This is a genomic window from Desulfoluna sp., from assembly GCF_030145185.1.
GTDB lineage: Bacteria > Desulfobacterota > Desulfobacteria > Desulfobacterales > Desulfolunaceae > Desulfoluna.
The window spans coordinates 15,687-41,521 of record NZ_JAQYWB010000050.1 but is presented as its reverse complement, the minus strand read 5'-3'; the positions used below and the strand labels follow the sequence as shown (position 1 = coordinate 41,521).

Annotated in this window: 22 protein-coding genes; 4 read left to right on the top strand and 18 right to left on the bottom strand. The window is 56.3% G+C overall.

The window, feature by feature from the left end; all coding sequences use genetic code 11:
* Positions 1 to 150: 150 nt before the first annotated feature.
* The 3 genes from Q1Q75_RS15920 to Q1Q75_RS15910 form a co-directional block, all read right to left on the bottom strand.
* Positions 151 to 1,737 (bottom strand): CocE/NonD family hydrolase, encoded by a 1,587-nt coding sequence (locus Q1Q75_RS15920; protein ID WP_300672617.1) that lies wholly within the window; start codon positions 1,735 to 1,737, stop codon positions 151 to 153.
* A gap of 318 nt (positions 1,738 to 2,055) precedes the next feature.
* Entirely contained in the window at positions 2,056 to 3,705 is a 1,650-nt protein-coding gene (locus tag Q1Q75_RS15915; protein ID WP_300672615.1) for an AMP-binding protein, read from the bottom strand.
* A 117-nt stretch (positions 3,706 to 3,822) separates the two neighbouring features.
* Positions 3,823 to 4,395, bottom strand: a complete 573-nt coding sequence (locus Q1Q75_RS15910) for a cupin domain-containing protein (RefSeq protein ID WP_300672613.1) — start codon at positions 4,393 to 4,395, stop codon at positions 3,823 to 3,825.
* A 662-nt stretch (positions 4,396 to 5,057) separates the two neighbouring features.
* Between Q1Q75_RS15910 and Q1Q75_RS15905 the strand changes: the two genes are divergently transcribed.
* A complete protein-coding gene (locus Q1Q75_RS15905) occupies positions 5,058 to 5,258 on the top strand; it encodes a hypothetical protein (RefSeq protein ID WP_300672611.1) in 201 nt (66 codons plus the stop codon).
* Positions 5,259 to 5,312: 54 nt separating this feature from the next.
* Here Q1Q75_RS15905 and Q1Q75_RS15900 read toward each other — a convergent pair whose 3' ends face one another.
* From Q1Q75_RS15900 to Q1Q75_RS15880, 5 genes are all read right to left on the bottom strand, one after another.
* On the bottom strand, positions 5,313 to 5,975 hold the full coding sequence (locus tag Q1Q75_RS15900; protein ID WP_300672609.1) for a retropepsin-like aspartic protease: 663 nt from the start codon (positions 5,973 to 5,975) through the stop codon (positions 5,313 to 5,315).
* Between the two features lie 70 nt (positions 5,976 to 6,045).
* A complete protein-coding gene (locus Q1Q75_RS15895) occupies positions 6,046 to 7,347 on the bottom strand; it encodes a TRAP transporter large permease (protein ID WP_300672621.1) in 1,302 nt (433 codons plus the stop codon).
* 524 nt (positions 7,348 to 7,871) lie between these two features.
* Positions 7,872 to 8,339: a TRAP transporter small permease gene (locus Q1Q75_RS15890; RefSeq protein WP_300672607.1), complete on the bottom strand. Its 468-nt coding sequence runs from the start codon at positions 8,337 to 8,339 to the stop codon at positions 7,872 to 7,874.
* Positions 8,336 to 9,370, bottom strand: a complete 1,035-nt coding sequence (locus tag Q1Q75_RS15885) for a TRAP transporter substrate-binding protein (protein WP_300672605.1) — start codon at positions 9,368 to 9,370, stop codon at positions 8,336 to 8,338. The genes Q1Q75_RS15890 and Q1Q75_RS15885 overlap by 4 nt, the downstream gene beginning before the upstream one ends.
* Before the next feature lie 487 nt (positions 9,371 to 9,857).
* Positions 9,858 to 11,252: an NAD(P)H-dependent oxidoreductase gene (locus tag Q1Q75_RS15880; RefSeq protein ID WP_300672603.1), complete on the bottom strand. Its 1,395-nt coding sequence runs from the start codon at positions 11,250 to 11,252 to the stop codon at positions 9,858 to 9,860.
* Between the two features lie 566 nt (positions 11,253 to 11,818).
* Between Q1Q75_RS15880 and Q1Q75_RS15875 the strand changes: the two genes are divergently transcribed.
* Positions 11,819 to 12,547 (top strand): MerR family transcriptional regulator, encoded by a 729-nt coding sequence (locus tag Q1Q75_RS15875; RefSeq protein WP_300672602.1) that lies wholly within the window; start codon positions 11,819 to 11,821, stop codon positions 12,545 to 12,547.
* A 66-nt stretch (positions 12,548 to 12,613) separates the two neighbouring features.
* Here Q1Q75_RS15875 and map read toward each other — a convergent pair whose 3' ends face one another.
* Complete coding sequence (gene map, locus Q1Q75_RS15870; protein WP_300672601.1) at positions 12,614 to 13,528, bottom strand: type I methionyl aminopeptidase; 915 nt, start codon at positions 13,526 to 13,528, stop codon at positions 12,614 to 12,616.
* A gap of 394 nt (positions 13,529 to 13,922) precedes the next feature.
* On the opposite strand from map, the gene Q1Q75_RS15865 reads away from it, so the two are divergent.
* A complete protein-coding gene (locus Q1Q75_RS15865; RefSeq protein ID WP_300672600.1) occupies positions 13,923 to 15,152 on the top strand; it encodes a hypothetical protein in 1,230 nt (409 codons plus the stop codon).
* A 310-nt stretch (positions 15,153 to 15,462) separates the two neighbouring features.
* Here Q1Q75_RS15865 and Q1Q75_RS15860 read toward each other — a convergent pair whose 3' ends face one another.
* The 4 genes from Q1Q75_RS15860 to cysC form a co-directional block, all read right to left on the bottom strand.
* Positions 15,463 to 16,026: a phosphoribosyltransferase gene (locus Q1Q75_RS15860; RefSeq protein WP_300672598.1), complete on the bottom strand. Its 564-nt coding sequence runs from the start codon at positions 16,024 to 16,026 to the stop codon at positions 15,463 to 15,465.
* A 356-nt stretch (positions 16,027 to 16,382) separates the two neighbouring features.
* A complete protein-coding gene (locus tag Q1Q75_RS15855; protein WP_300672619.1) occupies positions 16,383 to 16,598 on the bottom strand; it encodes a DUF1016 N-terminal domain-containing protein in 216 nt (71 codons plus the stop codon).
* A 388-nt stretch (positions 16,599 to 16,986) separates the two neighbouring features.
* The gene (locus Q1Q75_RS15850) at positions 16,987 to 17,895 is read right to left on the bottom strand and encodes an EamA family transporter (protein ID WP_300672597.1); all 909 of its coding nucleotides are present in this window, start codon (positions 17,893 to 17,895) and stop codon (positions 16,987 to 16,989) included.
* Between the two features lies 1 nt (position 17,896).
* Entirely contained in the window at positions 17,897 to 18,493 is a 597-nt protein-coding gene (gene cysC, locus Q1Q75_RS15845; protein ID WP_300672596.1) for an adenylyl-sulfate kinase, read from the bottom strand.
* A 232-nt stretch (positions 18,494 to 18,725) separates the two neighbouring features.
* Between cysC and Q1Q75_RS15840 the strand changes: the two genes are divergently transcribed.
* Positions 18,726 to 19,361 carry a hypothetical protein gene (locus Q1Q75_RS15840; RefSeq protein WP_300672595.1) on the top strand — a complete coding sequence of 212 codons (636 nt, stop codon included), beginning with the start codon at positions 18,726 to 18,728 and terminating at the stop codon, positions 19,359 to 19,361.
* A gap of 70 nt (positions 19,362 to 19,431) precedes the next feature.
* Here the strand turns inward: Q1Q75_RS15840 and Q1Q75_RS15835 are convergent, their stop codons facing one another.
* The 5 genes from Q1Q75_RS15835 to Q1Q75_RS15815 form a co-directional block, all read right to left on the bottom strand.
* Positions 19,432 to 21,069 carry a glutamate synthase-related protein gene (locus Q1Q75_RS15835; protein WP_300672594.1) on the bottom strand — a complete coding sequence of 546 codons (1,638 nt, stop codon included), beginning with the start codon at positions 21,067 to 21,069 and terminating at the stop codon, positions 19,432 to 19,434.
* Positions 21,070 to 21,961: 892 nt separating this feature from the next.
* Positions 21,962 to 22,861, bottom strand: coding sequence for a 1,4-dihydroxy-2-naphthoate polyprenyltransferase (locus Q1Q75_RS15830; RefSeq protein ID WP_300672592.1), 900 nt, complete (start codon positions 22,859 to 22,861; stop codon positions 21,962 to 21,964).
* 269 nt (positions 22,862 to 23,130) lie between these two features.
* Positions 23,131 to 23,880 carry an ABC transporter permease gene (locus Q1Q75_RS15825; RefSeq protein WP_300672590.1) on the bottom strand — a complete coding sequence of 250 codons (750 nt, stop codon included), beginning with the start codon at positions 23,878 to 23,880 and terminating at the stop codon, positions 23,131 to 23,133.
* Positions 23,877 to 24,683 carry an ATP-binding cassette domain-containing protein gene (locus Q1Q75_RS15820; RefSeq protein WP_300672588.1) on the bottom strand — a complete coding sequence of 269 codons (807 nt, stop codon included), beginning with the start codon at positions 24,681 to 24,683 and terminating at the stop codon, positions 23,877 to 23,879. The genes Q1Q75_RS15825 and Q1Q75_RS15820 overlap by 4 nt, the downstream gene beginning before the upstream one ends.
* A gap of 8 nt (positions 24,684 to 24,691) precedes the next feature.
* Positions 24,692 to 25,657 (bottom strand): ABC transporter substrate-binding protein, encoded by a 966-nt coding sequence (locus tag Q1Q75_RS15815; protein ID WP_300672586.1) that lies wholly within the window; start codon positions 25,655 to 25,657, stop codon positions 24,692 to 24,694.
* Positions 25,658 to 25,835: the final 178 nt, after the last annotated feature.

Genomic DNA, 25,835 nt, shown 5'->3' with positions numbered 1-25,835 from the left:
GAATCGTTACCCCTTGTCTCCCCCTTCGACCCGTGACATCTCCGAGCTGTGACGTCAGCCGCCAACGCATGGCTTTTTCATCAGTGACGGAGCGCAGCGACTCCTCGAACCAAGCACCAAGAACGAAGCACGAAAAACGTTTTTAAACCCTTATCTCACAGTCAGTCTCAACACGGAGGGTCTTTTGCCGGAGATGGGGAGCTTCACTTTAAACGGGGTCAGGCTTGCCGGTCCGTAGGCCGGATCTGCGGTGTCCAGGACCAGCACGAGTTTGTGGCCTGGGGGCAGGTCGTAGGCGGTGGTGGCAAACTCCAGGGTAATCATCTCGGTTTCATCGGGAGTCATTCCGATTTTGGTGATGGGGCCGTGGGTGATGAGGGTGCCGAGGCCGGTTTTGCTCATGTCGTAGAGGTAGCCGATGATCTGGATATCGGGGGTGGAGGGGGTGATCCAGAGATCCAGGGTCGGGGCTCCCCGGAGTTGCAGGGTGCTTTTTTGTCTTGCGCTCTGGTAGGCCACGGAGCTCAGGCGGTTGAGGCCTGGGATCCAGGCTAAGATGGGCAGGTTGATGTGGGCATCGGCAAAGGGGCTGAGGATGGGAATGCCTGCGGTGGCGCCGGAGGGTATTCCGGAGACGATGCGGTTGGTCCTGGCGAAACGGGGACCGTTTTCGGTGAGCTTGCCGTTGGAGAAGAAGGTTCGGGGGCTCAAGGCCAGGGATTTTTCATAGAGATCTTTGGATTCCCAGGTCTCAAAGGTGTCTCGGATGCCGGTGTTTTTGACTTCCATGGTGACTTCAGGGGTGTCCATGATGCCGTTCTCTTTTCCCTTGAGGTGATAATCAAACCAGGCGTGGGTGTTGTCCCAGAGTTCGCTGGGAAGACCGGCCAGCCCTTTGAGTTCGGCGCTGGCGTGGATGCCCTGGCTGAGGTCCAGTTTTTTGGGGCCGGTGAGTTGTTCGAAGTAATCGACGATCAGGTTGGGCCAGAACATGTAGTCGGCAAAGTTCTGGCAGATGTAGACGGGTTTTTTCTTCTCATTGATGGCCTCGATCCAGGTGATGGGAGAGCGGGAAACCGACCACGCCTCCATCAGGTCGATATCGCGGTGGTGCAGGGTGTCTTTGAAAATTTCCGGCAGGATGGGGTCCATATTGCCCGTCAGGTAGCCGGAGCCGATGAGAAAGCTCCCCCAGGTGAGGCGGGAGGTCTCCCAGCCGTAGAGGTGCTTAAAGACATCCACAAAGGTGCTCATGGCCACTGCCGTTTGGATCTCATCCACCTGGGCCAGGGCGAGCAGAGAGGTGCCGGCTCCGTAGGAGATGCCGCTGGCTCCGATGTGTTCCATATTGGTGGGGGTGTTCTCGCCGAGCCATGCCACCGCGGCCCGGACGTCGTCCATGTCTCCCTCTGTGCCGATGCCGGCCTTACCCCCGGATTTTCCCCAGCCCCTGGCCGAGTAACTTAAGACCACGTAGCCTTCTCTGGCAAATTTGGCGGCCTGAACGATGTACTCGTGCTCCTCCATGGCCCAGCTGTTGATGAAGAGGATGGCGGGGAAGGTTTGGTTCGGGTCGTCTGATTGAGGAATAAAGACGTTTCCGGCAATTTCGGTTCCATCTTTTGAGGTGAAGAAGAGGTGCTCTTCATAGGTGATGTCGCAGGTCGACCAGGCAGGAAGAGCCGTGGCTGTAATGAAGAGAACGGTTGAAACAAAGAGGATAAGGACTCGGTTCATGATGCCTCCCGGGTATGGTAATCAATGATTACTCATAATTCAAAATCATAACTTTGATAAATTTTGTTTGGATAAGAGAACTATAGATCCATCAAAAGAGAAAATGCAACGAATCAAGGAGGGAAAGGGGTTTTGTTTTGGTGTGTTGCGTGTAGGGGAAACCTATTGCGTGTCAAACCAGGGCAGGGATACCGGTCAGGGGACAAAGGCTTCTCTTTTTATGGGAAGCAAAAGAGGTGTCGGGAGGTGGGGACGGTTTGGGGGAGCTGAATGATGTCAGGGCAACGGGTGAGCGTGTCTCCCGTTGCCCTGCACGGGCTAATCGAGGTGGGGAAAGTAGCGCTTATAATCTTCCTGTAGTTTGAATTTCTGCACTTTACCGCTGGCTGTCATGGGGAATTCTGTGACGATGGCCACGTGCCGGGGAATTTTGAACCGGCTGATCTTGCCTCGGCAGAAGTCCCGGACATCTTCGGCGAGGATGTCCGCGCCTTTTTTCAAGATCACGAAGGCGGCTACTTCTTCGCCGTATTTGCGGCTGGGGATGCCGACCACCTGGATATCCTGAATGCCATCCATGGTGTAGAGGAACTCCTCGATCTCTCGGGGATAGATGTTTTCGCCGCCGCGGATGATCATGTCTTTGTGGCGTCCGGTGATGGTGATGTAGCCATCGCCGTCGATGACGGCCAGGTCGCCGGAGTGGAGCCAACCCTCTTTATCAATGGCCTTCTCCGTGGCTTCGGGCATGTTGTAATAGCCCTTCATGATGTTGTAGCCCCGGCAGCAGAGCTCGCCCTGTCCGCCGGGGGGCACTTCGTCTCCGGTTTCCGGGTCCACGATTTTTACCTCGATTCCCGGCATGGCGCGTCCGACGGTCTCCACCCGTTTTTCAATGCTGTCTTCGATACGGGTCTGGGTGATCACCGGTGAGGCTTCGGTGAGGCCGTAGCAGATGGTGATCTCGCTCATGTACATCTTGCGGATGACCTGCTTCATCACGTTGATGGGGCAGGAGGATCCGGCCATGATGCCGGTGCGCAGGGAGGAAAAATTAAATTTGGCGAAGAGCTTGTGGTCTAAGATGGCGATGAACATGGTGGGGACGCCGTAGAGGGCGGTGCAGCGCTCCTCTTCCACGGAGGCCATGACCTGGATGGGATCGAAGCTCTCCAGGACCACGAGGGTGGCGGCATGGCTCACGGCGGCCAGGACGCCCAGGACGCAGCCAAAGCAGTGGAAGAGAGGCACCGGAAGGCAGAGGCGATCCTCGTGGGTGAAGTTCTGGTTTTCTCCGATCCAGAAGCCGTTGTTGCCGATGCTGTGGTGGGAGAGCATCACCCCTTTGGGAAAACCGGTGGTGCCGGAGGTGTATTGCATGTTCACCACCTCGTGGCAGGAGAGCTGGTTCTGGCGAGCCAGGTACTCTTCTTCGGGGACCATGGGGGCCATGGCTTCGATCTCGGGGATGGAGTACATGCCCCGGTGTTTTTCGTGGCCGAGGAAGAAGGCTCGCTTGAGGTGAGGGAAGCGCTCGGTTTTCAGGTAGCCTCTCTGGCAGGTTTTCAGCTCCGGGATGAGTTCGCAGGCGATGTTGATGAAGTCGGCGTCCTGATAGCCGTTGATCACCAGGAGGTTTTCTGACTCTGACTGCTGGAGCAGGTATTCCAGCTCGGCGGTGCGGTAGTTGGTGTTGACGGTGAGGAGGATGGCCCCAATTTTGGCGGTGGCGAACTGAAGGGTGACCCAGTAGGGGATGTTGGTGGCCCAGACCGCCACTTTTTCTCCTTTTTGCACGCCCAGGGCCATGAGCCCTTTGGCCACCCGGTCCACGGTCGCTCCAAATTCGCGGTAGGTCAGGCGAAAGTCCCGGTCCACGTAGATGATGGCTTCGTTGTCGGGATGCTCGGCAACGGCTTTGTCGAGGATTTGACCCAGGGTCAGATCCTGAAGGTGTGTGCTGGTCATGGTCTGCTGCTCCATATTGCCTTTGGCGGCCCTGCCGGGGCCAAACTTTTGAAACACGTGATAAATGAGTTTTTTCTCTCCAAAGAGCCCGAGGGCCTCTTACGGCGTCATGGAGGGCTAGTCCGGAATGTAGAGAACGGCGTAGATGCAGGCTTTGGTTTTCGAGGCACAGCTGACGCAGTGGGGGACCACGGAGTTGTAGTAGATGCTGTCTCCGGTCTTGAGGCGATGGGTCTCGGTTCCGTAAATCACCTCGACTTCTCCTTCGGTGACCACAATAAACTCTTCGCCTTCGTGGTTGGAGAGTTTTTTCTCCTGGGCCGATTCGGGGAGAATTTCGATGAAGAAGGGCTCCATATGACGATCGGTCTTGCCTCGTCCCAGCGAGAAAAATTTAAGGGCCACGGGCTTGTCTTTGTCGGGCAGCATGTCGATCTCTTTTTTTTCATCGCCTTTGCGGACAATGAGGGGGTCGCTGCTCACCTGATCGTCGAGAAGGGTGCCGAGTCGGACCCCTAAGGCCCGGGAAATTTTAAGCAGGGGACCCAGGGATGGAAAATACTCTTTTTCATCTCCGATCGTTTCCAGGAATTCCCTTTTAAGCCCCGTGCGGTCCACGAGATCATTCAGGGTAACGCCCCTTTGTTTCATCAGCTTTGCGATTCGGCTGCCGACTTTCTCGATTTTCATGCCATGACTCCTTTCTTGTTCCGTGATTGCCTTGCCAAAAGTCCAATCCGTGTTTCCTGCATTCCATCGGTGTCTCCTTCCTTGTTTTTCACCTGCCGAGACATTGACCGACGGTCAACCTTACAGGCATTGACAAGGATTATGTCTCTGTCTTGTCATAATCGGGTGGGATTTCCACCGGGCGGGTGACTGAGGAGGAAACAGCGTGAGAATGATCCTTTTTATGCTACAGGATCTCTTACCGAATTCCTGCCGGGGTTGTAAATGGTTTTTCACAGGAAATGGAGATTTTCCATGGTTTCAGAGGCGGCGATGCGGGGATGGTTTTCCTTCGACGGATTATCCCGGATATTTCACGAAGGGTGAGAAAATCAAACAGAATACCGTGGATTACATTTCGCATTTTTGAAACGACTGAAAAGATTACTGCAAAGAACTGTCATTACAAATTATTCCTTAGCCCTGATTGTTTTCTCATGAAATGTCCGGGTTAGACCTTTGGCAGGCAGAGGGGGCGTTGACAGAAAACAGGGATACCGCGTATACTTCACAGGGAACATTCGGGATAATTTCTTGTCGAGTCTCTCTGTTGTGCCGATCTATTTAAGGGGGGCCGGAAGACGTGTCCATTCATGCACGATTCGAAAGATACGGAGGTGATCATGTCAGAAAGGTATACGCAGAGCAAAGCTGGGATGTCGGGTCAGCGGTCCGGACGGAACAGGCGGGAACGGGATGTGCCCCCGCCCGAGGGTGTGGACCGCAGGAAACCCCAGGATCGGAGAGAGCAGTGGAGTCATCTGAATGAATGGAGCAGCCCCTTGAATCGCCGGGACGGTGCGGGGGAGACGTCAGGCTCTTAACTTTTTGTGGAGCCCGGGTCTGAATGGCAAGGGGTCGGGGTTCATCGGCGCATCTTATTTCGCCCAGAGGATGCGCCTGTTTTTTGTGTCGATGGTGTGGGGAAAGTTTTTGAGAAAATCCATGCCGAGCAGTCCTTCGTGCTGAGTATGGCCCCCGTAATAGGGGATCACGGTGAGGGTTGGGTTCTCCAGACGCTTGGGCCCTAAGGAGATGAAGTCTGCGGTGGTAATGCCGGTGGAGATGGTATGGCCTCCGGCAATGGACGCCTGGCCCATGGCCAGGTTTCTCAGCCCGATGCGTTGGGCCAGCGCCTCGTGGATGACCGTGGTGCTGGCGCCGGTGTCCAGGAGGAGGATGGCTGTGGTGGACCTACTGTTGTTGCCGATGTTGACCTGCACCAGAATTTTATTGTCGGCAAAGGTGAACCGGGTGGCCGTGGGCTGGACGTCGGCCACGGGTTGATCCTTTCTTTCCCGTTCCTGCTTTGTCATCTCTTCTTCTTTGAGTCCCGCGGGATCCTGCTGCGGCGGCTTGTCAAACTGATCGTAGTAGACCTTTGTTTTTTTCACGCCTTCTTCCGGCACTTTGCTGAGATCATCGGTAAAGCAGATCACCCCGTCTTCATTGCGATACTGGTAAAATTCACCGTAACCGTTCTGGCTGAAAAAGAGGCAGCCGGCGGCAAGGGGGATCAGAATATTTTTTTTTACCTGCATGGTGTTTCCCGTATTTCTTTAAACCATCATGACTGGGGCGTGTGGTGATTGGGGCTTTTGCGTTCGTGATTTACCGCATGGCCGTGGGAAGAATCAGGGCAATGTCTGGAAATAGTATCACAAGTAGGGCGGTCAGAGCCAGTGCGGCAAGCAGGGGCAGCACGCCTTTGAAGATGACGGACAGGGGAATGTCCGGGGCCACGCTTCGGACCACATAGACATTGATCCCCACCGGCGGGGTGATGACACCGATCTGGGTGACAAGAACGATGACCACACCGAACCACATGGGATGAAACCCGAGCTGGGTCACCACCGGGTAGAAAATGGGGACGGTGAGCATGATCAGGGCCAGGGAGTCGATGAAACATCCCCCCACCAGGTAAACCAGGACAATGAGCCCGAGAACGGCGTGGGGGGGCAGGTCGAGCCCGGCCACCCCGGTGGCGATGTCAAAAGGAATGCGCGTGACGGCGAGAAAATGGCCGAAGATGGTGGCTCCTGCCACGATGACCAGGATCATGCAGGAGATGCGGGTGGTCTCGGACAGGGCCGCGAGGAGGCCGTCTGTGTTGATGGTGCGACGTACCAGGGCGATCATCAGGGTGCCGAAGGCGCCGACGCCCCCGGCCTCTGTGGGGGTGAAGAGGCCGAAGAAGAGCCCGCCCATGACCAGGGCAAAGAGAAAGAGGGTTTCGACCAGGCCGCTTAGGGAGGCGATGCGTTCTCTGGCAGAGCTCTTGGGGCCTCGGGGTGCCACGTCAGGGTCCACAAGCGCCCAGATGGCGACGGAGAGAGCGAAAAGGCCGGTGAGGAGCATTCCGGGAAGGATTCCGGCCATGAACAGCTCCCCGATGGATTGCTCGGTCATGATGCCGTAGATGATGAAGATAACGCTGGGGGGAACCAGGATGCCCAGGCTCCCGCCCGCGGCCACCACCCCGGAGGCGATGCTGTCTTTGTACCCGTAGCGCTTCATCTCGGGGATGGTGACCGAGGCCATGGTGGCGCAGGTGGCGTTGGTGGATCCACAGATGGCAGAGAATCCGGCGCAGGCACCGATGGTGGCGATGGCCATGCCCCCGGGCAGGTGCCCCATGAATCGGTAGGCTGCGTTGAAGAGGCGGGTGCTGATCCCGGCATGGAACGCGATCTGGCCCATGAAGATGAACAGAGGGATCACGGTGAGGTTGTACGACCCGAAGATGTCGAAGATGTCCCGTACCGCCAGGTTTAAGGCCGCGTCAAAGGAGACGAGAGCCCCAAAACCCAGGATGCCGGTTAGGGCCATGACAAAGCCCACCGGCATGCCCGTGAAGAGAAGAACGAAGAGAAAGACAATGCCGATGGCACCGGCTGTTGTTGGGGAAATCATAAAAAAATCGGAACCTTTTGTTTTGCGAATGCGCCCACCCCTGGTCGGTATCGCGTCGTCCTGTGTGGTCATGTTGAATCGTGACACAGAAGACACGGGCAAGGGAGGTGTCCGGGGTGCTCACATTCATTTCCGGGCTGCGCCCGAGGGTATAATTGGCAAAAGTTTGGCCCCCGGCAGGGCCGCCGGAGGCGTAAGTTGAATCGTCACCAATTTATGTAACGATTCAGTCCAATCTACTTCAGACCGCCAGATTAACGAAAACATCCCGCCATGTGACACCACGTAGGGTGTGCTTGCGCACCATTTGTTCGGAAAACCAACGTCTTTTGCCATTTCTATGCTGCTTGAGGGGTATCCGGTCATGGACTTTCTTGGACGTTGCGGTTGATCTGTCGTTGATTCCAAGACATCCTCGGATCAACGCTGAATGTGATTTGCCCCGAGGAACGAGGGGTAAAGCGCATTCGCAATCTGGGGTCCAGGGGATTATCCCCTGGCCGCCGGAGGCACGCTTTACGCTACCTCAGCCGCGTGGCCAGCACGGCGACGAAGAGCCCCATGCCGGCGCAGAGTCCGGTCACCACGGGCCAGACAGGGACTTTCAGGGTCATGGAGACTTCGGCGGCCTCTTTGAGGTCCAGGGCATAGCCGCCCATGCGCAGGGTAAGAAGGCCAAAGAGAAGGACCAGCACGAGGGTGGTGATCCGATCTATCCATTTTCGGGTGCGGGAGCTGAGCTTCTCCACGAGAAATTCGACGGCGATGTGGCCCCCTTTCAAGGTGGTATCGGCCAGGGCAAAGGCCACCATAAGGGCGCCGAGGAACCCTACGGTTTCGTAGGCCCCAGGGATGGGGTGGCGGAAAAATCGCAGGACAACATCCAGGCAGGTGATCCCCATCATGCCCAGGAGACAGAGGGCGGCGATCCAGGCGGCAAAGGTGGCCCCGCGTGTCACCGCGGTGTTGATTTTGAGAGTCGGCATCATGAGTCGTGGGTCCGGGCTTTTTGGGTGATGAGGCGTTTCAGGGTCTCCACCAGCTTGGCCGCGTCCACCCCGTTGGCCGAGGCGCGGGAGATGTAGTCCGTGACCACTGGCGTCACCGCTTTTTTCCAGGCAGCGCTCTCGTCAGGGGAAAGGGAGATCTTCTGGTTGCCTCTCGCAAGGCTGGCGGCCATGCCCAGGGTGTCCAGGTCGTCCCATGCCTTGCCGTGGACATCGATCCACCGGGCGCTTGTCGTCTCCAGGATGGCTTTGAGGTCGTCGGGGAGGGTCTTCCATTTCTTTTGGTTCATCACCACATACATGGTGGTGGTGTACCCCACGGCTTCGCACAGGGTGGTGGAGCGGATCACCTCGGCCTGACGCCACCCTTTGAGCACCTCCACCGGACCGAAGGTGCCTTCCACCACCCCTTTCTGGAGGGCTTCGTAGGTGCTGCCCTGGGGCATGGCCACGGGCACGGCGCCCAGGGCTTCCACCACCTTGGCGGAGAGGCCGGTGGAGCGGATTTTCATCCCCGCAAGGTCAGAAAGGGTTGCGACCGGTTTTTGGGTGTGGAGGAGGCCCGGTCCGTGGGCGTGGAGGTAGAGCACTTTGACTTTGTCCAGCTCCGGGGGGGTGGTGGCCTGATAATAGGCGTTAACGGCCCGTGAGGCGGTGAGGCCGTCCGGGTATCCCATGGGCAGGTCACAGGCCTCCATGACGGGAAAACGTCCCCGGTTGTAGGCGAAGACCGACATACCGATGTCGGTGATACCGCCCACTACGCCATCGTAGCAATTTTTGGCGTTGGTGAGGGTGCCGCCGGGGAAGACGGTGATCTTGATGCGTCCCTGGCTTTGTTTTTCTACCTCTCTGGCCCAGGCATCGGCCGCCTGGGCCTGCCCGTGGGATGCGGGGAAGAAAACGCTGTAGGAAAACCGCCAGGTTCTGGCAGCGGCAGGGGGGGCAAAAAGGGTCAGCATAAGGACCCCGGCGGAAAGAACGCAGATACAGCGAAGAACACGTCGCTTCATGATGCACTCCTTGGATATCACGGTGGTTTGCTTTCCGAAGCGCTGATGGGGAAGGACTTCGGAATGAAAAAATGTCGGGTTGCTGATGACAGGGGAACTGTCCGTTTGAAACAGCGTTATTAAAAAACCGTGACTGACGGTCATTTGTCAAGAGATTTATGACTATGGGTAGGAAACCATGACGTTCGAGTGGAGTCGCGACACCCTCCTGGGCGCGCCGTGCTCCGCCGCGGTTTTTTTTGCAGGGGGGCTTGCCCCGGCCATAGTGCCCCTGATGAGAGGATTTGCAACGCGTCAGATCATCCACCGTTGGATAAGACTCGAAGCTGAATCGTTGCAATGACCTGTCGTATGGCGGTGTCCCATGAACGGTTCGGGCTATGCTCTCTGGCTGATATCTGGGGGGCTTTTTACCGGGGTAAGGCGTGCCGGAGGTGAAAGAGATGCCCCTGCACGCGGACCCTTTGCGTGCAGGGGGAATAGGGGGCTACTCTTTTTTTGCTTCGGCCTTTTCCACGATCGCCATGTGGGGTTTGACCATCTCTTTTTTGATCATTTGCCTCACGGTCTGGCGCATGTCCGGATCTTTGGTGAGTTCGATCATGTCGTCGCTCATTTTACGGGCCGCGGTGTCGTCGTGGGGGAAATCGTAAAGCCCGTTGGATTCGTAATAGGCATGGTCCGCCTGGAAGACAAAACGATGGCGACCCCAGACATCGTCGCGGAAGACTTTTCGGCCGCCGATGCCCACAAAGGTGGGGGGACGGATGTACTCACGTTCTGCAAAGGCGGTGATTCGGCGCACCATGGTGTCGATGCGGGCGTCGATGAAGGCGCTGTCTTCCACCTCGTCGGTGACGGTGTCTGTTAAATGAGCCCCCTGCCATTCTATCATGGCGTCAAGGGTCCCTTTGAGGGCGACCATCTGGGTGAGGGGCCCTGCAATGAGAAAGCCAATCTGTTTGTCTTTCAGGACAGGGACATGGTTCTGAAAGAAGCTGCGATCGAAGAATTGCTTCCAGGTAGAGGAGAGCCAGCGATCTTTGATTTCCCCGGCCAGGATTAAAATGTCGGCCTGGGCGACCTTTTCCCGGGAGAAGGCGATGAAATCATCTTTTCCTTCGTAGATGCATTCGTGGTCAAAACCGCATTGGATACAGCCGAGGCAGCCCCCTTTGACGGTGAGATCTGAAAGGGTCACCACCTCGATTTCGGCTTTGAACCCTGCCACACAGCGTTCGACCATGCGTCCGAGGTTGGTGCCGTCGTAGTTCTCGTCCTGGAGGAGGAGGACTTTTTGGGTCCCGGAATCCACTTTCTCAGGGGCCGGACCACTCTCATAGACGTGCCAGCTGTAGGAGAGTGGGTAGGTGCGCCTGCCGAACATGGCTTTGGCCTGCACATCCTCAAAAACCTGGGCAGCAAAATGGGCGAGCTTTGTTTGCCCGGTTTCCGTCAGAAGATCATAGGAGTCTGAGGCATAGGACCCGGCAAAGAGGGTTCCGAGGTCATCATTGACGGCGCGCAGGTAGTCCACGGCATAGTTGTCAAAAAAGTTAATGGATGTGGTGATTACGGCTGAGTATTTATCTTTGAAAACATCTGCCATGCCGCTTGCAAAGATTTTTTCGATGAATTGTTTGTATTGCGCAGGCACAAGACAGACATACACCGGTGAGGCCCATATGATCAGGTCGGAGGCTTTGACCGACGCCATGACGGAGTCGAAGGCCGTGTCATCCTCCATGAGGGTTTTGATGGTCTGGCCAATGTGGAACACATTGACGCTGTGTTCTGGAAACAGTTTGCTGATGTAGTTAACCGATTGAAGGGTAACGCTGTTCTTTCCCTTCGGGCTCCCACTAAGGACGGTGATGTTCATCTTTGGACTCCTTGAAGTTGCATAAGCAAGGCTTTAGGCGTCGGAAAGTGCACGATGAAAAATACTGCAATGTCTACTTCCCCCTTCTCCACTGGATGGGTTTTAGCAGACGGTCAATTCTTGTGTAAAGTGGAAAGTTTCACTTGATACTTTCATGGTTGTAAAGAAGTAAACAATGTTCTAAGATCAGAACCGTTGCTGTGATAGACCGCTTGGAGCGGATTAATTTTAAATTCCGTGTTTTATACTCGATTTGGTAATTCTTATGTAACTGCTCAAAGGCAAAAGGGTTCTTTGTTGAACCGACTTTTTTTGAAAAAAAATGGATAACAGGGCGGTAACGGTCTAAAAAAATAATAAAAAGATCGGATTCTATAGAGTAAGGCCGGTCAATGGCTTTTCCTTTTTAGGGCAAGAGCCCCCTGAGTACTCCGCGTTTATGTCTGCATGATACTGGGATCGGTTCATGCGTCATGGGTAGATTGATCGTCGGTTGTTTACCGGTCGCCCCTCCTGAAAGGCGATGGTACCAACAACCCATGAGAAAGGGGCGAGGATTGGGCTTCATGAAATCGATGATATCAGAAGGCACACAACCGCTTGACAGTGGGCCACCTTATCTTAAAATGCGCGATCTTAAATTGCTGACAGGATTGCCGGGCTCGACCATTCAGCACTATGCAAATTTAGGGCTTCTCTCCGGCACGGTGAAAACCGATGCCAATATGGCATGGTATCCCCCCGAAACCGTGGATCGTATTCGGCTTATCCGTCTGCTGCAGAAACGCCATCGCCTCTCTCTGGCCCAGATCGGGTCTTTATTCAAGGACACCGGGACCGATGACGACGTCTCTGTCATGGCCAGCCTGCATGAGGTGGTTTTTGGGCAGGAGGATCCCCAGGCGTTGTCACGGGAGGCCTTTCTCAGTGAGACCGGGCTCTCTTCGGAGACGCTGGATCAGCTGGTGCGCTTAGGCCTTCTGTTGCCTGTCAGCGACGGAAAATTTGATCGAGAGGATGTGATGGTGGCCTCTTTGGCCTGGAAGGCCCTGGCCATGGGGGTGGACTTGGAGGAGCTGACCTTTTATTCGGAGCTGGTGGGCAAGATGGCGGCTCGTGAAATGCGGTTGAGGCGGAGTGTCAGCCGAGGCCTGAGCGTGGCGGAGAACAGCGCCATGACCCTCGAGTTGGCGCGTATGGGGCGCGCGTTTCGAATCTACCTGTTTGATCGGACCTTTCAAAAGGTGATTGTGGGGTCTGTTTCAGGGGATGTGAAGGCAAAGCCCAAGGGCTGATTCGGCTTTATGAAACGCCGTGGACGAAGGGCCTGAGCAGGCCCCTCGTCGTCCACGGCTGTTTTTTTATAATCCCAGCGGAGTCAGGCTCTCATAGCCGGTCTCGGTGACCACGAGGGTCTCCTCGAATTGTGCGGAGAGAGATCCGTCACGGGTGACGGCCGTCCACTTGTCGTCAAGGATATAGAGCTCAGGGCTTCCCAGGTTGATCATGGGTTCAATGGTGAAGACCATGCCGGGCACCAGGGGGATGCCGTGACCTTTGCGGCCGAAGTGGGGAACCTGGGGGCCTTCGTGGAATTCGTGGCCCACGCCGTGGCCGATGAACTCACGGACCACCGAGCAGCCCTGGCCTTCGGCATAGGACTGGATGGCGTGCCCGATGTCGCCAATGGTGTTGCCAGGTTTTACCACGCTAAGCGCCTGCTTGAGGCTCTCCCGGGCTACCGAGACGATTTTGATGGCATCTTTGGATGGGGTGCCGACAAAATGGGTCTGGTTGGCGTCTGCGTAAAATCCGTCTACAATGGATGTGATATCCACGTTGATGATATCTCCGTCTTTGAGCACCCGGTCACCGGGGATGCCGTGGCAGATGACGTCGTTTAAGGAGAGGCAGACACTTTTGGGGTACCCTTTATAATTGAGGGGGGCCGGAATACCGCCATTTTTGACGGTGAAGTCGTGGACGGCGGTGTTGATTTCGTTGGTGGTGATGCCCGGCTTGATCATGGCTTTAACCAGCTCGTGGGTCTTGACCACCAGGTCGCCCGCCGTACGAATTTTTTCAACGTCGTCTGCGTTTTTCAGGCGGATGTCGAATTTCTTTTTGTAGTACGCTTCGACGTTGTCCGGATCCGGCTGGCCTTTTTTCAGGGCGCAGCATTTTTTGTACTTTTTCCCGCTGCCGCAGGGGCAGAGCTCATTTCTTCCGATTTTAATTCCTAATTTGTTTTTCATAAGGCCCAGTCTGAGTGGCATGGTAAATGTCATGGATGCACCATGATGGTCTCGAAAAAAAATTGAACGAGGCCGTATCGGTGTACACTATATAGTCATACGTCATCACTTCGAAACGATATGTCGTGGTGAGACGTTTACGATGGTTCCTTTTTTCGAACACCCCCACGCTGTGCCGGGGCGGCTCGAATGAATAAATATAGGGCAGGTTTATGACAATGTAAAGGGGGGCGATGAAGGGGCTGCGTGGACTTTTCAGGCGGCGATCTCCCCGACAAGAGGATCCGTCACAGGAAGATGAGAAGGCCTGGAAACAGAAAGGCCGTGTAAATTTGGCCCATATTGGCTGGCGATGACAAAAGCGGCGGCAGTGTTTCCCGCGATTTTACAGGCCCACATGGAAAGGAGTTTCGACATGAGGTGTTCATTGCACAGACGAGATTTTTTGAAGGTGTGTGGCTCCGCGGCATTGGCGGCGCTTTTTCCTGCAACGGCCTTGCTTCTCACCGGTTGCGATGATGAGGCCGAGACCCTTTTGCTTCAAGGGGGGCTTGTGTTTGTGGGGGGCGGCTTCTCTCGGTGGGATCTTCTGGTGAGTCATGGCGTCGTGGAGGAGATGGACAACTCGGGGCGACTCGCCGCGCTTCTTACTCCCTGGATTGACCGGGGGGAGGTGACGAGCAAAGATTGCCGCGGGCAGTACATTTCACCGGGCTGGGTGGACTCCCACTGCCATGTGGGGGGAATGGGGCTATCGGTGGATCGCCTGGGTCCGAAAAAAGGGGTGACGGCCCTGGTGGATGCCGGGACCTATGGCCCGGAGACCTTCGCGTCCTTTGCGGAAGGGATTGTTCCTGAGGCTCCCATTCCTCTTTACGCCATGCTGAACCTGCGTAAAGACGGGATCACTCTGGCCAATCTGGCCAGCCCGAACGGGCCGGGGGTGGAGGATGTGGTGGGGGCGCGCCTTCTTGCGGCGCAGCGTCCGGATTTGATTCGGGGACTCAAGGTTCGGATCGATCAGGGGAACCTGTATGCAGACGATCCTCTTTTTTTGGCGAGGGCGACCGCCTCACTCGGAGAGGAGCTTAATCTGCCGGTCATGTATCATCTGGGGGCCTCCCCTCCGACGCTCCTGGATTTTCTCTTCCTTGCCAGGCCGGGAGATATTATTTCCCACGCTTTTCGAAAAGACAACGCCGTGGTTTCGGCCTCCGGGGCGCTGAAGCCGGAGGTCTCCGAGGCCCTGGCGCGGGGGGTTCGGTTTGATCTGGCCCACGGCATGACCAGTTTCTCTTTTGAGACGGCGAAAGCCGCGTTGGATCAGGGCTTTCGTGATTTTACCCTCAGCACGGATCTCCACCTTCTCTCGTCGATGAGCGGCGATCGGTCTCTATTTACCGTGGCGTCGTCCTGCTTGGCCCTGGGGCTGTCTCTGGAGGAGGTCATTCGTGCCGTGGCGGTGGTACCCCGGGAGAGGCTGGGCCTGGAGTCAGGCATAACAAAGGGCGCCCGTCTCTCCCTGACGATTTTCAAACAAAGAGAGGGTCTTTGGCTTTTTCATGACACCGAGGGCCAGACCCTCTCGTGTAAAACACGCCTTGACCCGGTGCGGGCCTTTCTCGGGCAGGAAGCGACCGGCTAACCCGGATATTTCATGAGAAAACAATCAGAGCCAAGGAATAACTTATAATTACAGCTCTTTGTAGTAATGCTTTTAGTCGTTTCAAAAATGCAAAATGTAATCAACGGTATTCTGTTTGATTTTCTCACCCTTCGGGCGAGCCGGGTGCACTCATCTGCGGCGTTATCAGAGCTTTGAGGTAAACTACTACATCTGCAGCTCTGATGCCTTGCATATGAGCGCACCCAACTCGTGAAATATCCGGGCTAAACCGGGGGGCTTACATTCCAGAGCGGCCCGCTTGATATTCGGGGTGTCGCTTAAAAGCCGTTTAGCTTTTGGCTGTGGGAAAAATAAAGCCTTTGGCGGCCAGCTCCTCTTTGGAGAGGGCTTCCAGCTCATGAGGGAGCACCAGCCAGTCCTGGGAGGCGTAGGTGCGGTAGTGGAAGTCGGGGGTGATGTCCACCTGGGAGTTTTCGGGCTTGTAGTAGAGGGCGGCCATTTTTACGTCTTCGGGGTTGCATTCCACCTCTGCCACGACCTTGTCGTAGACGGCTTTGAAGGTCTTTCCTCGATCGAAGATGTCGTCCACGATGAGCAGGCGTTTGCCTTTGGCCATGCGGCGCTTCAAAGATTCGAGGTTTTCCACCCTCACCTCACCGGCCTGGGCGATTCCCGTGTAGGACTGGGCATGGATGGTGGTGAACTCCTTGGATTTACCGGAGAGCAGCGCAAACACCTCCTGCATGTAGATGCAGATCTGGGCGCCCCCTCGGGTGATGCCTGAGAGGATGTCAAAGTCTTCTCCGGCGGTGTATATTTTCTTGGCAAATCCCCAACAGTCTCTTTCCATCTGAAGGGCATCAATAAATATCTTTTCGTTGACCTGGCTCATCGCGAACTCCCAGTTGTCATAAGCTGCATGGCGACTCTGTGATTGCTTCATAAAAAGGGGGCTGTCTCTCTGTTCTGGTATGGTTCTTCGGACATACACCTGTGGCTTATGAACAGAAAAGCGGTGATCGACTTTTTAGAAGCATCTGATTATAAGAGAAAAAGGGGTATCCCCGTGGGGCCTTTTGGTCTTTTTTATGTTCTATTGGGGGGAATTTATATCTGCTTTTTAGGAAGATTTCCATAGAAGAATGTTTGGCTGACCACGTGATACGCCATGTCAGAGGCACGATGGTGGTTGCTATGGAAACGGAATGCTTTGGGGGTCTGGCATATCAGCCGGTACTGGGGCCAGCCCTATTCGCTACGCAGCGCGTAGCCTTTTTCAAGATCCGAAAAGGCTATATAAAATCGCCGGAAATTTTTGAGGTTGGCCACGAAGAATCCTTTGCCGAATTCTTCCCCGAATCGCCGGGAGAGCTCTCGAAGCAATGCATCTCCATAACCGTTACGGTGGGTCCACGGTGCGCAAGCACACCCTACCTCACATCCCCCACACCGTCGGCAACGCATCACATAAGGGTGCCCTTGCGCCCCCTTTCCACCGGAACCTCTTTTGGGCTTGGTTCAATAATAAGCATTTCAGGGGAACTCTGGCCGGGGCAAGCCCCCCGGCAAAAAAAGCCGCGGCGGAGCACGGCGCGCCCAGGAGGGTGTGGTGTTGCTTCCACTCCATTCTCAAAACCTTGGCAATGCTCTTTTTCTGTGGGCCCCAGCTCTCTTTAACTTTTCAACAAATGTGGTCCGAGATGATGGGCCACATTTAAACGTGTAACCCTGATTTGACCCAGGCCCAAATCACGCATTTGTGGCGTACGGTGCCGACCTTCATACTCCCTGCGCATTCGCAAACCCGCTTTCAAGGTGGCGTCACCTTGCCGGAGGCTTTTTTTTCATGCCCTTACCCGATGGCCACGAGCACGAGCCCGATGGACATAATAAAAATACCCGCAAATTTCGGGGCGGTGCGGCTCTCTTTGAGGATGCCCATGCCCATGAGGGCACCGATGGGGATGCTGAGCTGGCGGAAGGCCACTACGTAGGTGACGTCCGAGGCAAAGTTCATGGCGGTGAGCACCAGGCTGTAGGTCCCGGAGACGCCGATGCCGGTGATGGCGGCATTTTTAAGGCGTCGGGTGATGACCTGTCGGAGTCGTTGTCTCCCTTGGGCCCTGAAGAGAACGAGCAGGAGCATGAAGCTGATGCTGGTGAGGTTCTGGACGAAGAGGTAGAGCACGGAGAGCCGGAATGAAGAGAGTCTCTGGCCTGTCAGGGGCGAGAGCAGGCGGAGGCAATGGTCATCGGCCAGGGAGTAGACCACGGTGCAGAGGGCCACGAGGAGGGCGATGGCCGAGGTGCGGTTGAGGTAGTTTGCGGGTTTAATTTCATGGAAGGAGGCCAGGGGCAGCACAAAGCAGCCGGCTATGATGAAGGCCCCACCCAGCAGGCAGTGAAGCGAGAGGGTGTCTCCCCGTCCCAGCAGAAAGGCACCGAGGGCCACGAAGATCACGGGAAAGGCCCTGGCAATGGGATAGACCACGGAGAGTTCACCGCTTCGGTAGGCCGCGGAGAGGCTGGTGTAGTAGAGACATTGAAAGAGGCCGCCAAGGGTCAGGGGGATCCAGACAGAGGCCGGGAATTGACTCACATTGGAGAGCACGGGCATCACCATCGGTGAGAGGCAAAGGGTCCCGATGACGGTTCCCACGAGGAAAAAGGCGAGGGTGGGGTGCTCGTGTTTTCCCAAAAGGTTCCAGCCGGCGTGGGTGAAGGCGGAGACAATGATGAGGACGATGGCGGTGAATTCCATTTCAGGATCCCTTTTTCAGAACAGGGGCGATCTGGTTGAAGAGCAGGAGAGTGCAGGCGTCAAGGCTTAAGTGGGTGGTGTCCAATTGGATTTCGGGGGCCTGTGGGGGCTCGTAGGGGGCATCCACGCCGGTCATACAGGAGAGGGGCTCGCGGTCGCTTTTAGCATAAAGGCCTTTTGGGTCCCGCTGTCGGCAGACCTCAAGGGGGGTGGTCACGTGGATTTCGATGAACCGGTCTCCGAATTGGGTTCGGAGGGCCTCCCGCTCTTTGCGAAACGGGCTGATGAAGGCACAAAGGGTGATGAGTCCGGCATCTAAGAAGAGCCCGGCCACTTCGCCGATCCGGCGGATGTTCTCGTTTCGGTCGGCTGTGGAGAGTCCCAAGTCCCGGTTGAGCCCGGAACGAACATTGTCGCCGTCCAGAAGAAAGGTGTGTAACCCTTCCTGATGAAAGCGAAGCTCAAGGTGTCCTGCCAGGGTTGATTTTCCCGAACCGCTCAGGCCGGTGAACCAGAGAAGCAGGGGACGATGGCCCATGCGGGCGGCGCGCATCTCCGGGTTGACAGGGTGGTTGTGGGTGAAGATTCGCGGGGCCATGGGGGATTCCTTCTTGATTGGGGGTACCGTGTGGACGCGGTTCGTTCATACCATTGGAAGCAATGAGAGAAAAGACCTTTGTCCGATTTGCCTCCTTGGGCCTGGCGCGATCAAACCCTCGACTCGTGAAAGATCAGGGATAAGGCGGCTCACCTGGCCGGAAAGGGGTGGCGTGGGGGCACAAGGTGTACTATACGAAGGGAAAACGTCTTGATGGAAGGGGAGTGGGAGAATGGAGAAGCCGGTGTATATTGTGTCGGGATACATGCGTTCCGGGACCTCAATGATGATGAAGGCTCTGCAGGGGGCGGGGCTTGCCGCACGGTATAACAGCCGCAAGGATGAGGTACTTGGAAAGAAATACGGTCGCGGGGATTACCATCCCAACCCGGAGGGCTTTTTTGAGTTGGGCCGGGGAGAGTTTGATGACCCCGGGTTTCCGGGAATGTTTGATGGGGAGCTGATCAAAGTGCTTCACTGGCGGCTCAAGGGGTTGCCTGTCCATCGTTATCGCATCTGTTTTATGACGCGTGATCCCAAAGAGATTGAGGTCAGTTACCTTAAGATGTTCCAGCGTCGTCCGCCCTTTGTCCTGCAGCGGTACCACGAACTGGTGGAGGCGGTGGTGCGGGACGTGAAGGCCAGGGGCGATTCGGAGATCCTGCCTGTGGCCCATGCGGAGATGCTAAGCGATCCGGCAGGGGTGCTGACGCGCCTGTGCCAGGCCGGTTGGCCCGTGACCGATATTGAAAAAGGGGCCGCCCAGGTAGACCGCAGCCTTTACCGCTCCCGCCCCGAGACCCTCGATGAGGTCCGCAAAACCGTTCCTAATCTTCGCACCGATATGCCAGACTGCCTCTCTTCATAAAAAAAGCCCCCGAAATCCGGGGGCTTTTTTTATTCATACTGTGACCAACGACGCGGTCTCCTCAAGGGGATTAACCCAGGAGGATCTTTCGAGCGGACTGGTCATTGCTGTCTGAAATGTGCAGGATACCTGTCTCTTCGGCGGTCTCGCGGTTGGCTGCGAAGATGTCGTTTCGGCTCAGGGTTTTCATGGAGAAACGACGGGCTCCGGCCATGAGCTGCTGGATGCCGCAGCCGAGTTTGTCGGTGAGGGTCCAGATGCCCAGGGCGCCATAAGGAATGTTGGCCATCTCCTCTTTACCCACCTTCTTCTCTACGTCGTAGTAGCAGGAGAAGATCTCCTGGGGGGTGGTTCCGAACTGGGTAACGGTCTTGGGAAGGGCATCCCAGTTGCCGTTGATCTTCTCTTTGCGCTCGTGGTTGATGGCACCTTCGATGTTGGCTCCCAGGAAGCCCGGGATCATGAGCGCGCGGCCCATGCAGATCATCTTGGTGAAGGGGGCGCCCAGGGCGAGGCCTTTGTAGATGCTGTCTTCCAGGGCAAAGCCGCCGGCAAAGGAGATATCCACAACGTCCTGTCCACTGGCCGCAAGGGCCGCTGCGTATTCGTACGCTTTGGAGTGGAGGTTGATGGAAGGGACGCCCCAGCTCTGCATCATGTTCCAGGGGCTCATGCCAGTGCCGCCGCCGGCGCCGTCAATGGTCAGAAGGTCCAGTTTGGCTTCGGAGGCGAACTTGATGGCCATGGCCAGCTCTTCCATACCGTAGGACCCGGTTTTAAGGGAAATGCGTGCAAATCCCAGGCTGCGGAGGTAGTCCACGCTCTTCATGAAGTCTTCGCGAACGAGCTCCACGCTGGAGAGGTTGGTTCCGCCCAGGCGGCTGTGTCGTGCGAAGGTCTTGATGGACCCACTCTTGAATGCTTCCTGAACTTCAGGGAGCAGAGGGTTGGGGTCGACCACGTAGCCGCGCTCTTTAAGGAAGATGGCGTAATCGAGGCTGGAGACCTGAATCTCCCCGCCGATGTCCTTGGCGCCCTGGCCCCATTTCAGCTCGATGATGCACTTGTCGCCGTATTTTCCAGCCACGTATTCGGCCACGCCGTTTCGGGTGTCTTCCACGTTAAGCTGAACGATGATGGCGCCGTAGCCGTCATAGTAGCGCAGGTAGGTGTCGATGCGGCGGTCGAGCTCGGGAGAGTTCTTCACCTGGCCGTTTTCGATGATGGACTTCTGGTCCACGCCCACGACGTTTTCACCGATGACGATGGGAATGCCGGTTAAGGCACAACCAATGGCGAAGGAATCCCAGTATTTGGCGGCGATGAAGGTGGAACCCAGGGCGCCGGTCATCAGGGGCATACGGCATTTGGTCTTGATCTCATTGCCGAATTCGGTGGTCAAATCCACGTTGGGGAAGATGCAGTCGTCCGGGTCGCTTGTGAGGTGGTCTTGTAAGCCCAGTGCGCCGTAGGCATAACCCTGAATTCGCAGGGAGTTATAGGAAACACCTAGGTGTGTGGTGTTGTTGGCGCCGGCGGTGACGACTCCGAAATCACGGGGATAGAGAAGTTTACGGCCAACCATACTGGAAAGCCAGGTTTCGCATTTGCCCTGACAATCGGCGCGGCAAAGGGTGCAAAGACCTGATTCAGCGGGGTTTCCACGGTTTACGGTTCCGAGTACATCGTTGTTCTTGGCAAAACGCATGACAATTCTCCTTCTCAAGTGATCTTAAATATATTTTAAATCAAAATTATCGTGATGCGGATGGCGGTGGTTATAGCGCTGCTGATTCCTGTCTCCTGAAAGGCATGAACGTCTTTTGTTGGCGGCGTGGTGAGGCTGGTTGATTTCACCGATCTGTCGCCGGATCTCAGCGATTTTATACACGTCGTGAGTCATGCAATAATATAGGCGGTCAGGTCGTACGGATCGTGTTCTTCTGCTCAGACAGACGTATCCATGATGAAGAGAGGTTTGCAATCACCACGTATGGTATCGCGGGCTCATATTATAAAGGATGAGCAAATTTAACCTGGGGACTTCTCTCTATCATTCAGGAGAACTCAACAAAGGTACGCAACATGAGTGCAGCGCTTTAAATCATTAGTTAGACCGTTAAGGCCGAACCAAAACACAGTTTATATGACAGTTCAAGAAAAAATTGAGTGAGATATCGTGGTGTCGACTTGATTCGGAGAGGCACGAATCAATGGAAAAATATGGGTTTGGACGGTTTTATCGGGATAAGTTTTAGAATGACTTACAAAAAGGGGGGTGACCGATCCGAATTTTATTCGGGCTTTATGCCGATAGGCCGAATAATGCAAGGAGAGGTAACGTTATTTTTTTCGCGGCAAGAGCTTACGTTAACGTTAAATGTGGTCGCAGGCGAGGGGTTGGTACCCTTTAAAATGAGGGGAATCGCGTGAAATTGTTTGATATCTGATATATCACATATGTGCGAAACGATGTTGATGGGACGTTCGCCTGATTTCGCCAATGGGCGGATATCATGAGCGTTCTGTTTTATTGCGAAGGCCGACCGAGGATTGTTCGGGGACAGGCCATGGCAGGAGCGGCCATGACCTGTCTTTTCTTAGAGGAGCCCGATGGCAAGCAGGAGGCTGAAGAGGACCGAAAGTTGGGCGGTTTTGGCCAGCGTCTGGTTTAACGGGGTGCCTTCCACGTAAAACAGGGCGTGCAGCAGGGGCAGGGTGAGGGGGGCAGACCCCAGAGCCAGGTAGCCGAAGCCGCTGATCACGCCGAAAAGGTGGAGCAGGGGGAGCATGAGAAAGGGAATCAGGATCAGAAGCCCACAGATCACCGAGCTTTTCCCTCGACCCAGTCGAACGGCCAAGGTTCGCTTGCCGGCGGCGGTGTCCGTGTGGATGTCTCTTAAGTTGTTGACGTTCATGATGGCTGCCACCAGCAGTCCTGTCGGGATGGAGGCGATGAAGGGGCGCAGGCCCATCTGGAGGGTCTGCACGTAGTAGGCGCCGCAGACAGCCACGGGCCCGAAGAAGAAAAAGGCAAATATTTCACCCAGGCCGTTGGAGGCGATGGGGTAGGGGCCGCCGCTGTACGCAAGGGTTGAGAGGATGCAGGCGAGGCCGATGAGAAGAATGGGGAGGCCGCCCTTCATCATGAGGTAGACACCGACCGCCGAGGCCAGCACAAGGCAGACCCCCATGGCGGTGAAGACAGCCCGGGCAGGAATCAGGCCGCTCTGGGTGACGCGTATGGGGCCGACCCGTTCTTCTGAATCGATGCCGTTTTTGTCATCAAAGTAGTCGTTGGCCAGGTTGACGGCCACCTGCAGGAGCAGGGCGCCCAACAGGGCCGCCAGGGCTGGCAGCAAGGCGAATCCCCCGTCGCCTGCGGCACAGGCGGTGCCCACGATCACCGGGGCGGCAGAGGCGGGCAGGGTCTTGGGGCGGATGGCAAGGAACCAGGGCGATGCCGTGATGGTTTGGATTGTTTTTGTTGTAGAAATCATAGGAGACTCCGGAAGAGGGAAGGGCGATGGGCGATAGGCTAAGGGCTAAGGGCGATAGGCTAAAGGCTAAGGGCAATAGGCTAAAGGCTAAGGGCGATAGGCGATAGGCTAAGGGCTAAGGGCAATAGGCTAAAGGCTAAGGGCAATAGGCTAAAGGCTAAGGGCAATAGGCTAAAGGCTAAGGGCAATAGGCTAAAGGCTAAGGGCAATAGGCGATAGGCTAAGGGCTAAAGGCAATAGGCGATAGGGGTCATTTTATGTGCGCATATTTATCCCTTTGAATAGCGCGTTTCAATGGCGTGGATCAGTCCATAAAGAGAGGCTCCCAGGAGCCCCATGGCCATGATGCCGGTGTACATTTCCGGGTACATGAGCACCTGATAGGTCTCCACCACGATGTAATAGCCCAAGCCCCAACTGGTTAAGGACTGTTCGGCGATGAAGAGGACCGCCACGGCGGTGCCCACGGAGACCCTCAGGGCCGTTAAGACAGCCGGGATGGAGGCCGGGAGATAGACATAACGGAACAGGGCGCGTCTGCCGGCTCCCAGGGATTGGACCGAGACGATGAGTTCACGGCGGAGTCCTGCCGCCTCGTCTCTGACCACCACCAGGATCTGGAAGAAGATGATGATGGCGATGAGGATGATCTTAGAAAAATCGGTGATGCCCAGCAGCACATAGATCACGGGAAGGAAGATGATCTTGGGGATGGGGTAGATGATGGCGATGAGCGGTCCCATGATGCGATCGAGTTTCGGTAACTGGCCCAGGGCCAGGCCCAAGGGGGCTGCGGTGATCACGGCAAGGAAGACAGCCGCCAGGACTCGGGCGGTGCTGGCCAAAAGGTGAAGGCCCAGGTCTCCGGGGAGGGCGGCGAGGAACAGGGGCACGACGACGGTGGGGGGCGGCAGGATGGGGCGCGCGAGGAGCATGGACGCTCCCTGCCAGAGAAGAAGCAGGGTCAGGCTGCCCAGGAGAGTCCCCATGGGGGTGGTGCGTTGCCGGGATTCGCTCATGCCTCCCCCTTTCGGTTCCGAGGCTCCAGAAGCCGTCTCAGTCGATCGCATTGGTCCAGAAACTGGGCACTTTTTCGCAGGTCAGGGTCTCCTGCGTGGGGGTTTTCAATGACCGTGGGGACCTGGTTCAGGGTATCGGAGAGGATCAGAATTTTTTCTCCTAAGACCACCGCCTCTTCGATGTCATGGGTGACGGTGAGGCTGGTGAGTTTTGTCTCTCGGTGAAAGCGGTTCATCACCCGCTGCAGCTCTTCTCGAATGGGCGCATCCAGGGCGGAGAAGGGCTCGTCCATGAGCAGGAGGTCGGGCTGGAGGACCAGGGTGCGGGCGATGGCGGCGCGCTGACGTTGCCCGCGGGAGAGGTCGGCGGGGTATTTTTCCCTTAAATGATCGATGCCGAGCCAGGAGAGCCAGTGGTCGGTGAGGGCGTCTTCGGTTGTCCGATCTCTCACCGTATCTTTGGGGCTGTGCCTGCCGTCGGGGCCGTAGAATCCTCGGATTTTAAATCCCAGCTTTGTGTTCGCCTCCACCGTGGCCCAGGGCAGGAGGCCGTGATCCTGAAGGACGAGGCCGGTGCGGGGGCGGGGGCGCTCCAGGGGGACTCCGCCCACACGGATAACGCCTGCGTCCGGTCGATTCAAGGCGGCCATTAAGTAAAGCAGGGTGGTTTTCCCGCAGCCGGAAGGCCCGATAATGCTCCACGCCTCTCCTTTGGCAATGGCCAGGGAGAAGGCGTCAAAGAGAAGGCCTCGATCCCGGTAGTGGAAGCGAAGTCCGTCGATATCGATCATGGGGGCGTTCACGGTGGCGATTACTCCCGGGTCCCGGAGGGGACAACAGAGGGTTCATAGGAAAGGGGCGCTTTGAGCAGGCCTTTATCCACCATCCATGCCATGGTGTCTTCCCACTGGGCCCGGGTGGGCACGGTGTCGATGGGGAAGGGGGGGATGGAAAAGCTCTGATGGACGTTTTTGGGCACACGGATTTTTTTCAGCATCAGGGGCCGGAAGCTCTCCGGATCGGCATTGAGGTCCGCCGCCGCTTTCATCCAGGCGCTGATAAAGGCCTTTACCGCAGGTTCGTTTGCCGCCAGGGTTTCGGCACTGAACGAGAGGACGCTGGCGCTGTAAAAGGGGGCGTGGGTGTCATCCAGAACCACATGGGCTCCGGCTTTCATGGCCGCAAAGGCCAGAGGGTCGGGCAGGGTGGCCGCTTTGATCTGGCCTGAGAGGAGGAGCTGCATCCGCTCGGGCAGCACCGGGACCGATTTTTTTACGATCTCGCGCTTGGAGAATCCTTTTTCCTGAAGAAGCCGGTCGGTGAGGTACTCAATGACGGTGTTTTTGGAGACGGCGATGGGCACCCCTTTAAGCTGGTCCGGGGTGGTGATCCCTGAGGTGGGGCTCGAAAGAATGCGGAAGAGGGGGGAGGCCCCTTTCGGTGCCCGGGCCACGGCCACGATCTTCATGCGGACCGTGTTCCTGTTGAAGCTTGCCGTTCCGGCCATTTCGTTAACCATGGCGTCAATGCGGCCTGCCTGCATGAGCTGATCCCGTTCCAGGGCGCTGCCCACGGAGAGGGTCTCCACCCGAATGCCGGCGTCGGCGAAGTAGCCCTTTTCCTGGGCGACAAAGACGGGCAGGACATCGGGGATGGGCAGCAGGGCGATCCGAAGGGTGGGGGGGGCGGCATGGGCTGCGTGGCCTGTTATTCCGAGCAGGAGTAAAATCAGGAGCGCGCAGATGCGGGGCGTGACCCCAGGGAGACTCTTTTTCATTTTCGACCTCTATGGCATGGAGTTGGAAGACGGTTTGCGCAGCGCAAGGTCTCACCGCAGTAATTGGAACCTACCGCTCTATACAGGATTTTTGAAGAAAAATGTACCCGGATGTGATGAGGAACTGAGTTGTGTGGATGAAAATTTGAGAGATCAGACGAGGTATTAGCGGCCGTAA

What these genes read in the sequence shown, in the direction of transcription:
- Q1Q75_RS15850 (WP_300672597.1), bottom strand. Translation starts at nt 17,895, where the DNA reads ATGGAATTCACCGCCATCGTCCTCATCATTGTCTCCGCCTTCACCCAC.
- Q1Q75_RS15880 (WP_300672603.1), bottom strand. Translation starts at nt 11,252, where the DNA reads ATGAACATCACCGTCCTTAGTGGGAGCCCGAAGGGAAAGAACAGCGTT.
- Q1Q75_RS15875 (WP_300672602.1), top strand. Translation starts at nt 11,819, where the DNA reads ATGAAATCGATGATATCAGAAGGCACACAACCGCTTGACAGTGGGCCA.
- Q1Q75_RS15910 (WP_300672613.1), bottom strand. Translation starts at nt 4,395, where the DNA reads ATGAAAATCGAGAAAGTCGGCAGCCGAATCGCAAAGCTGATGAAACAA.
- Q1Q75_RS15855 (WP_300672619.1), bottom strand. Translation starts at nt 16,598, where the DNA reads ATGCGTTGCCGACGGTGTGGGGGATGTGAGGTAGGGTGTGCTTGCGCA.
- Q1Q75_RS15905 (WP_300672611.1), top strand. Translation starts at nt 5,058, where the DNA reads ATGTCAGAAAGGTATACGCAGAGCAAAGCTGGGATGTCGGGTCAGCGG.
- Q1Q75_RS15890 (WP_300672607.1), bottom strand. Translation starts at nt 8,339, where the DNA reads ATGATGCCGACTCTCAAAATCAACACCGCGGTGACACGCGGGGCCACC.
- Q1Q75_RS15830 (WP_300672592.1), bottom strand. Translation starts at nt 22,861, where the DNA reads ATGATTTCTACAACAAAAACAATCCAAACCATCACGGCATCGCCCTGG.
- Q1Q75_RS15825 (WP_300672590.1), bottom strand. Translation starts at nt 23,880, where the DNA reads ATGAGCGAATCCCGGCAACGCACCACCCCCATGGGGACTCTCCTGGGC.
- Q1Q75_RS15885 (WP_300672605.1), bottom strand. Translation starts at nt 9,370, where the DNA reads ATGAAGCGACGTGTTCTTCGCTGTATCTGCGTTCTTTCCGCCGGGGTC.
- Q1Q75_RS15860 (WP_300672598.1), bottom strand. Translation starts at nt 16,026, where the DNA reads ATGAGCCAGGTCAACGAAAAGATATTTATTGATGCCCTTCAGATGGAA.
- Q1Q75_RS15815 (WP_300672586.1), bottom strand. Translation starts at nt 25,657, where the DNA reads ATGAAAAAGAGTCTCCCTGGGGTCACGCCCCGCATCTGCGCGCTCCTG.
- cysC (WP_300672596.1), bottom strand. Translation starts at nt 18,493, where the DNA reads ATGGCCCCGCGAATCTTCACCCACAACCACCCTGTCAACCCGGAGATG.
- Q1Q75_RS15915 (WP_300672615.1), bottom strand. Translation starts at nt 3,705, where the DNA reads ATGACCAGCACACACCTTCAGGATCTGACCCTGGGTCAAATCCTCGAC.
- map (WP_300672601.1), bottom strand. Translation starts at nt 13,528, where the DNA reads ATGCCACTCAGACTGGGCCTTATGAAAAACAAATTAGGAATTAAAATC.
- Q1Q75_RS15920 (WP_300672617.1), bottom strand. Translation starts at nt 1,737, where the DNA reads ATGAACCGAGTCCTTATCCTCTTTGTTTCAACCGTTCTCTTCATTACA.
- Q1Q75_RS15865 (WP_300672600.1), top strand. Translation starts at nt 13,923, where the DNA reads ATGAGGTGTTCATTGCACAGACGAGATTTTTTGAAGGTGTGTGGCTCC.
- Q1Q75_RS15900 (WP_300672609.1), bottom strand. Translation starts at nt 5,975, where the DNA reads ATGCAGGTAAAAAAAAATATTCTGATCCCCCTTGCCGCCGGCTGCCTC.
- Q1Q75_RS15835 (WP_300672594.1), bottom strand. Translation starts at nt 21,069, where the DNA reads ATGCGTTTTGCCAAGAACAACGATGTACTCGGAACCGTAAACCGTGGA.
- Q1Q75_RS15840 (WP_300672595.1), top strand. Translation starts at nt 18,726, where the DNA reads ATGGAGAAGCCGGTGTATATTGTGTCGGGATACATGCGTTCCGGGACC.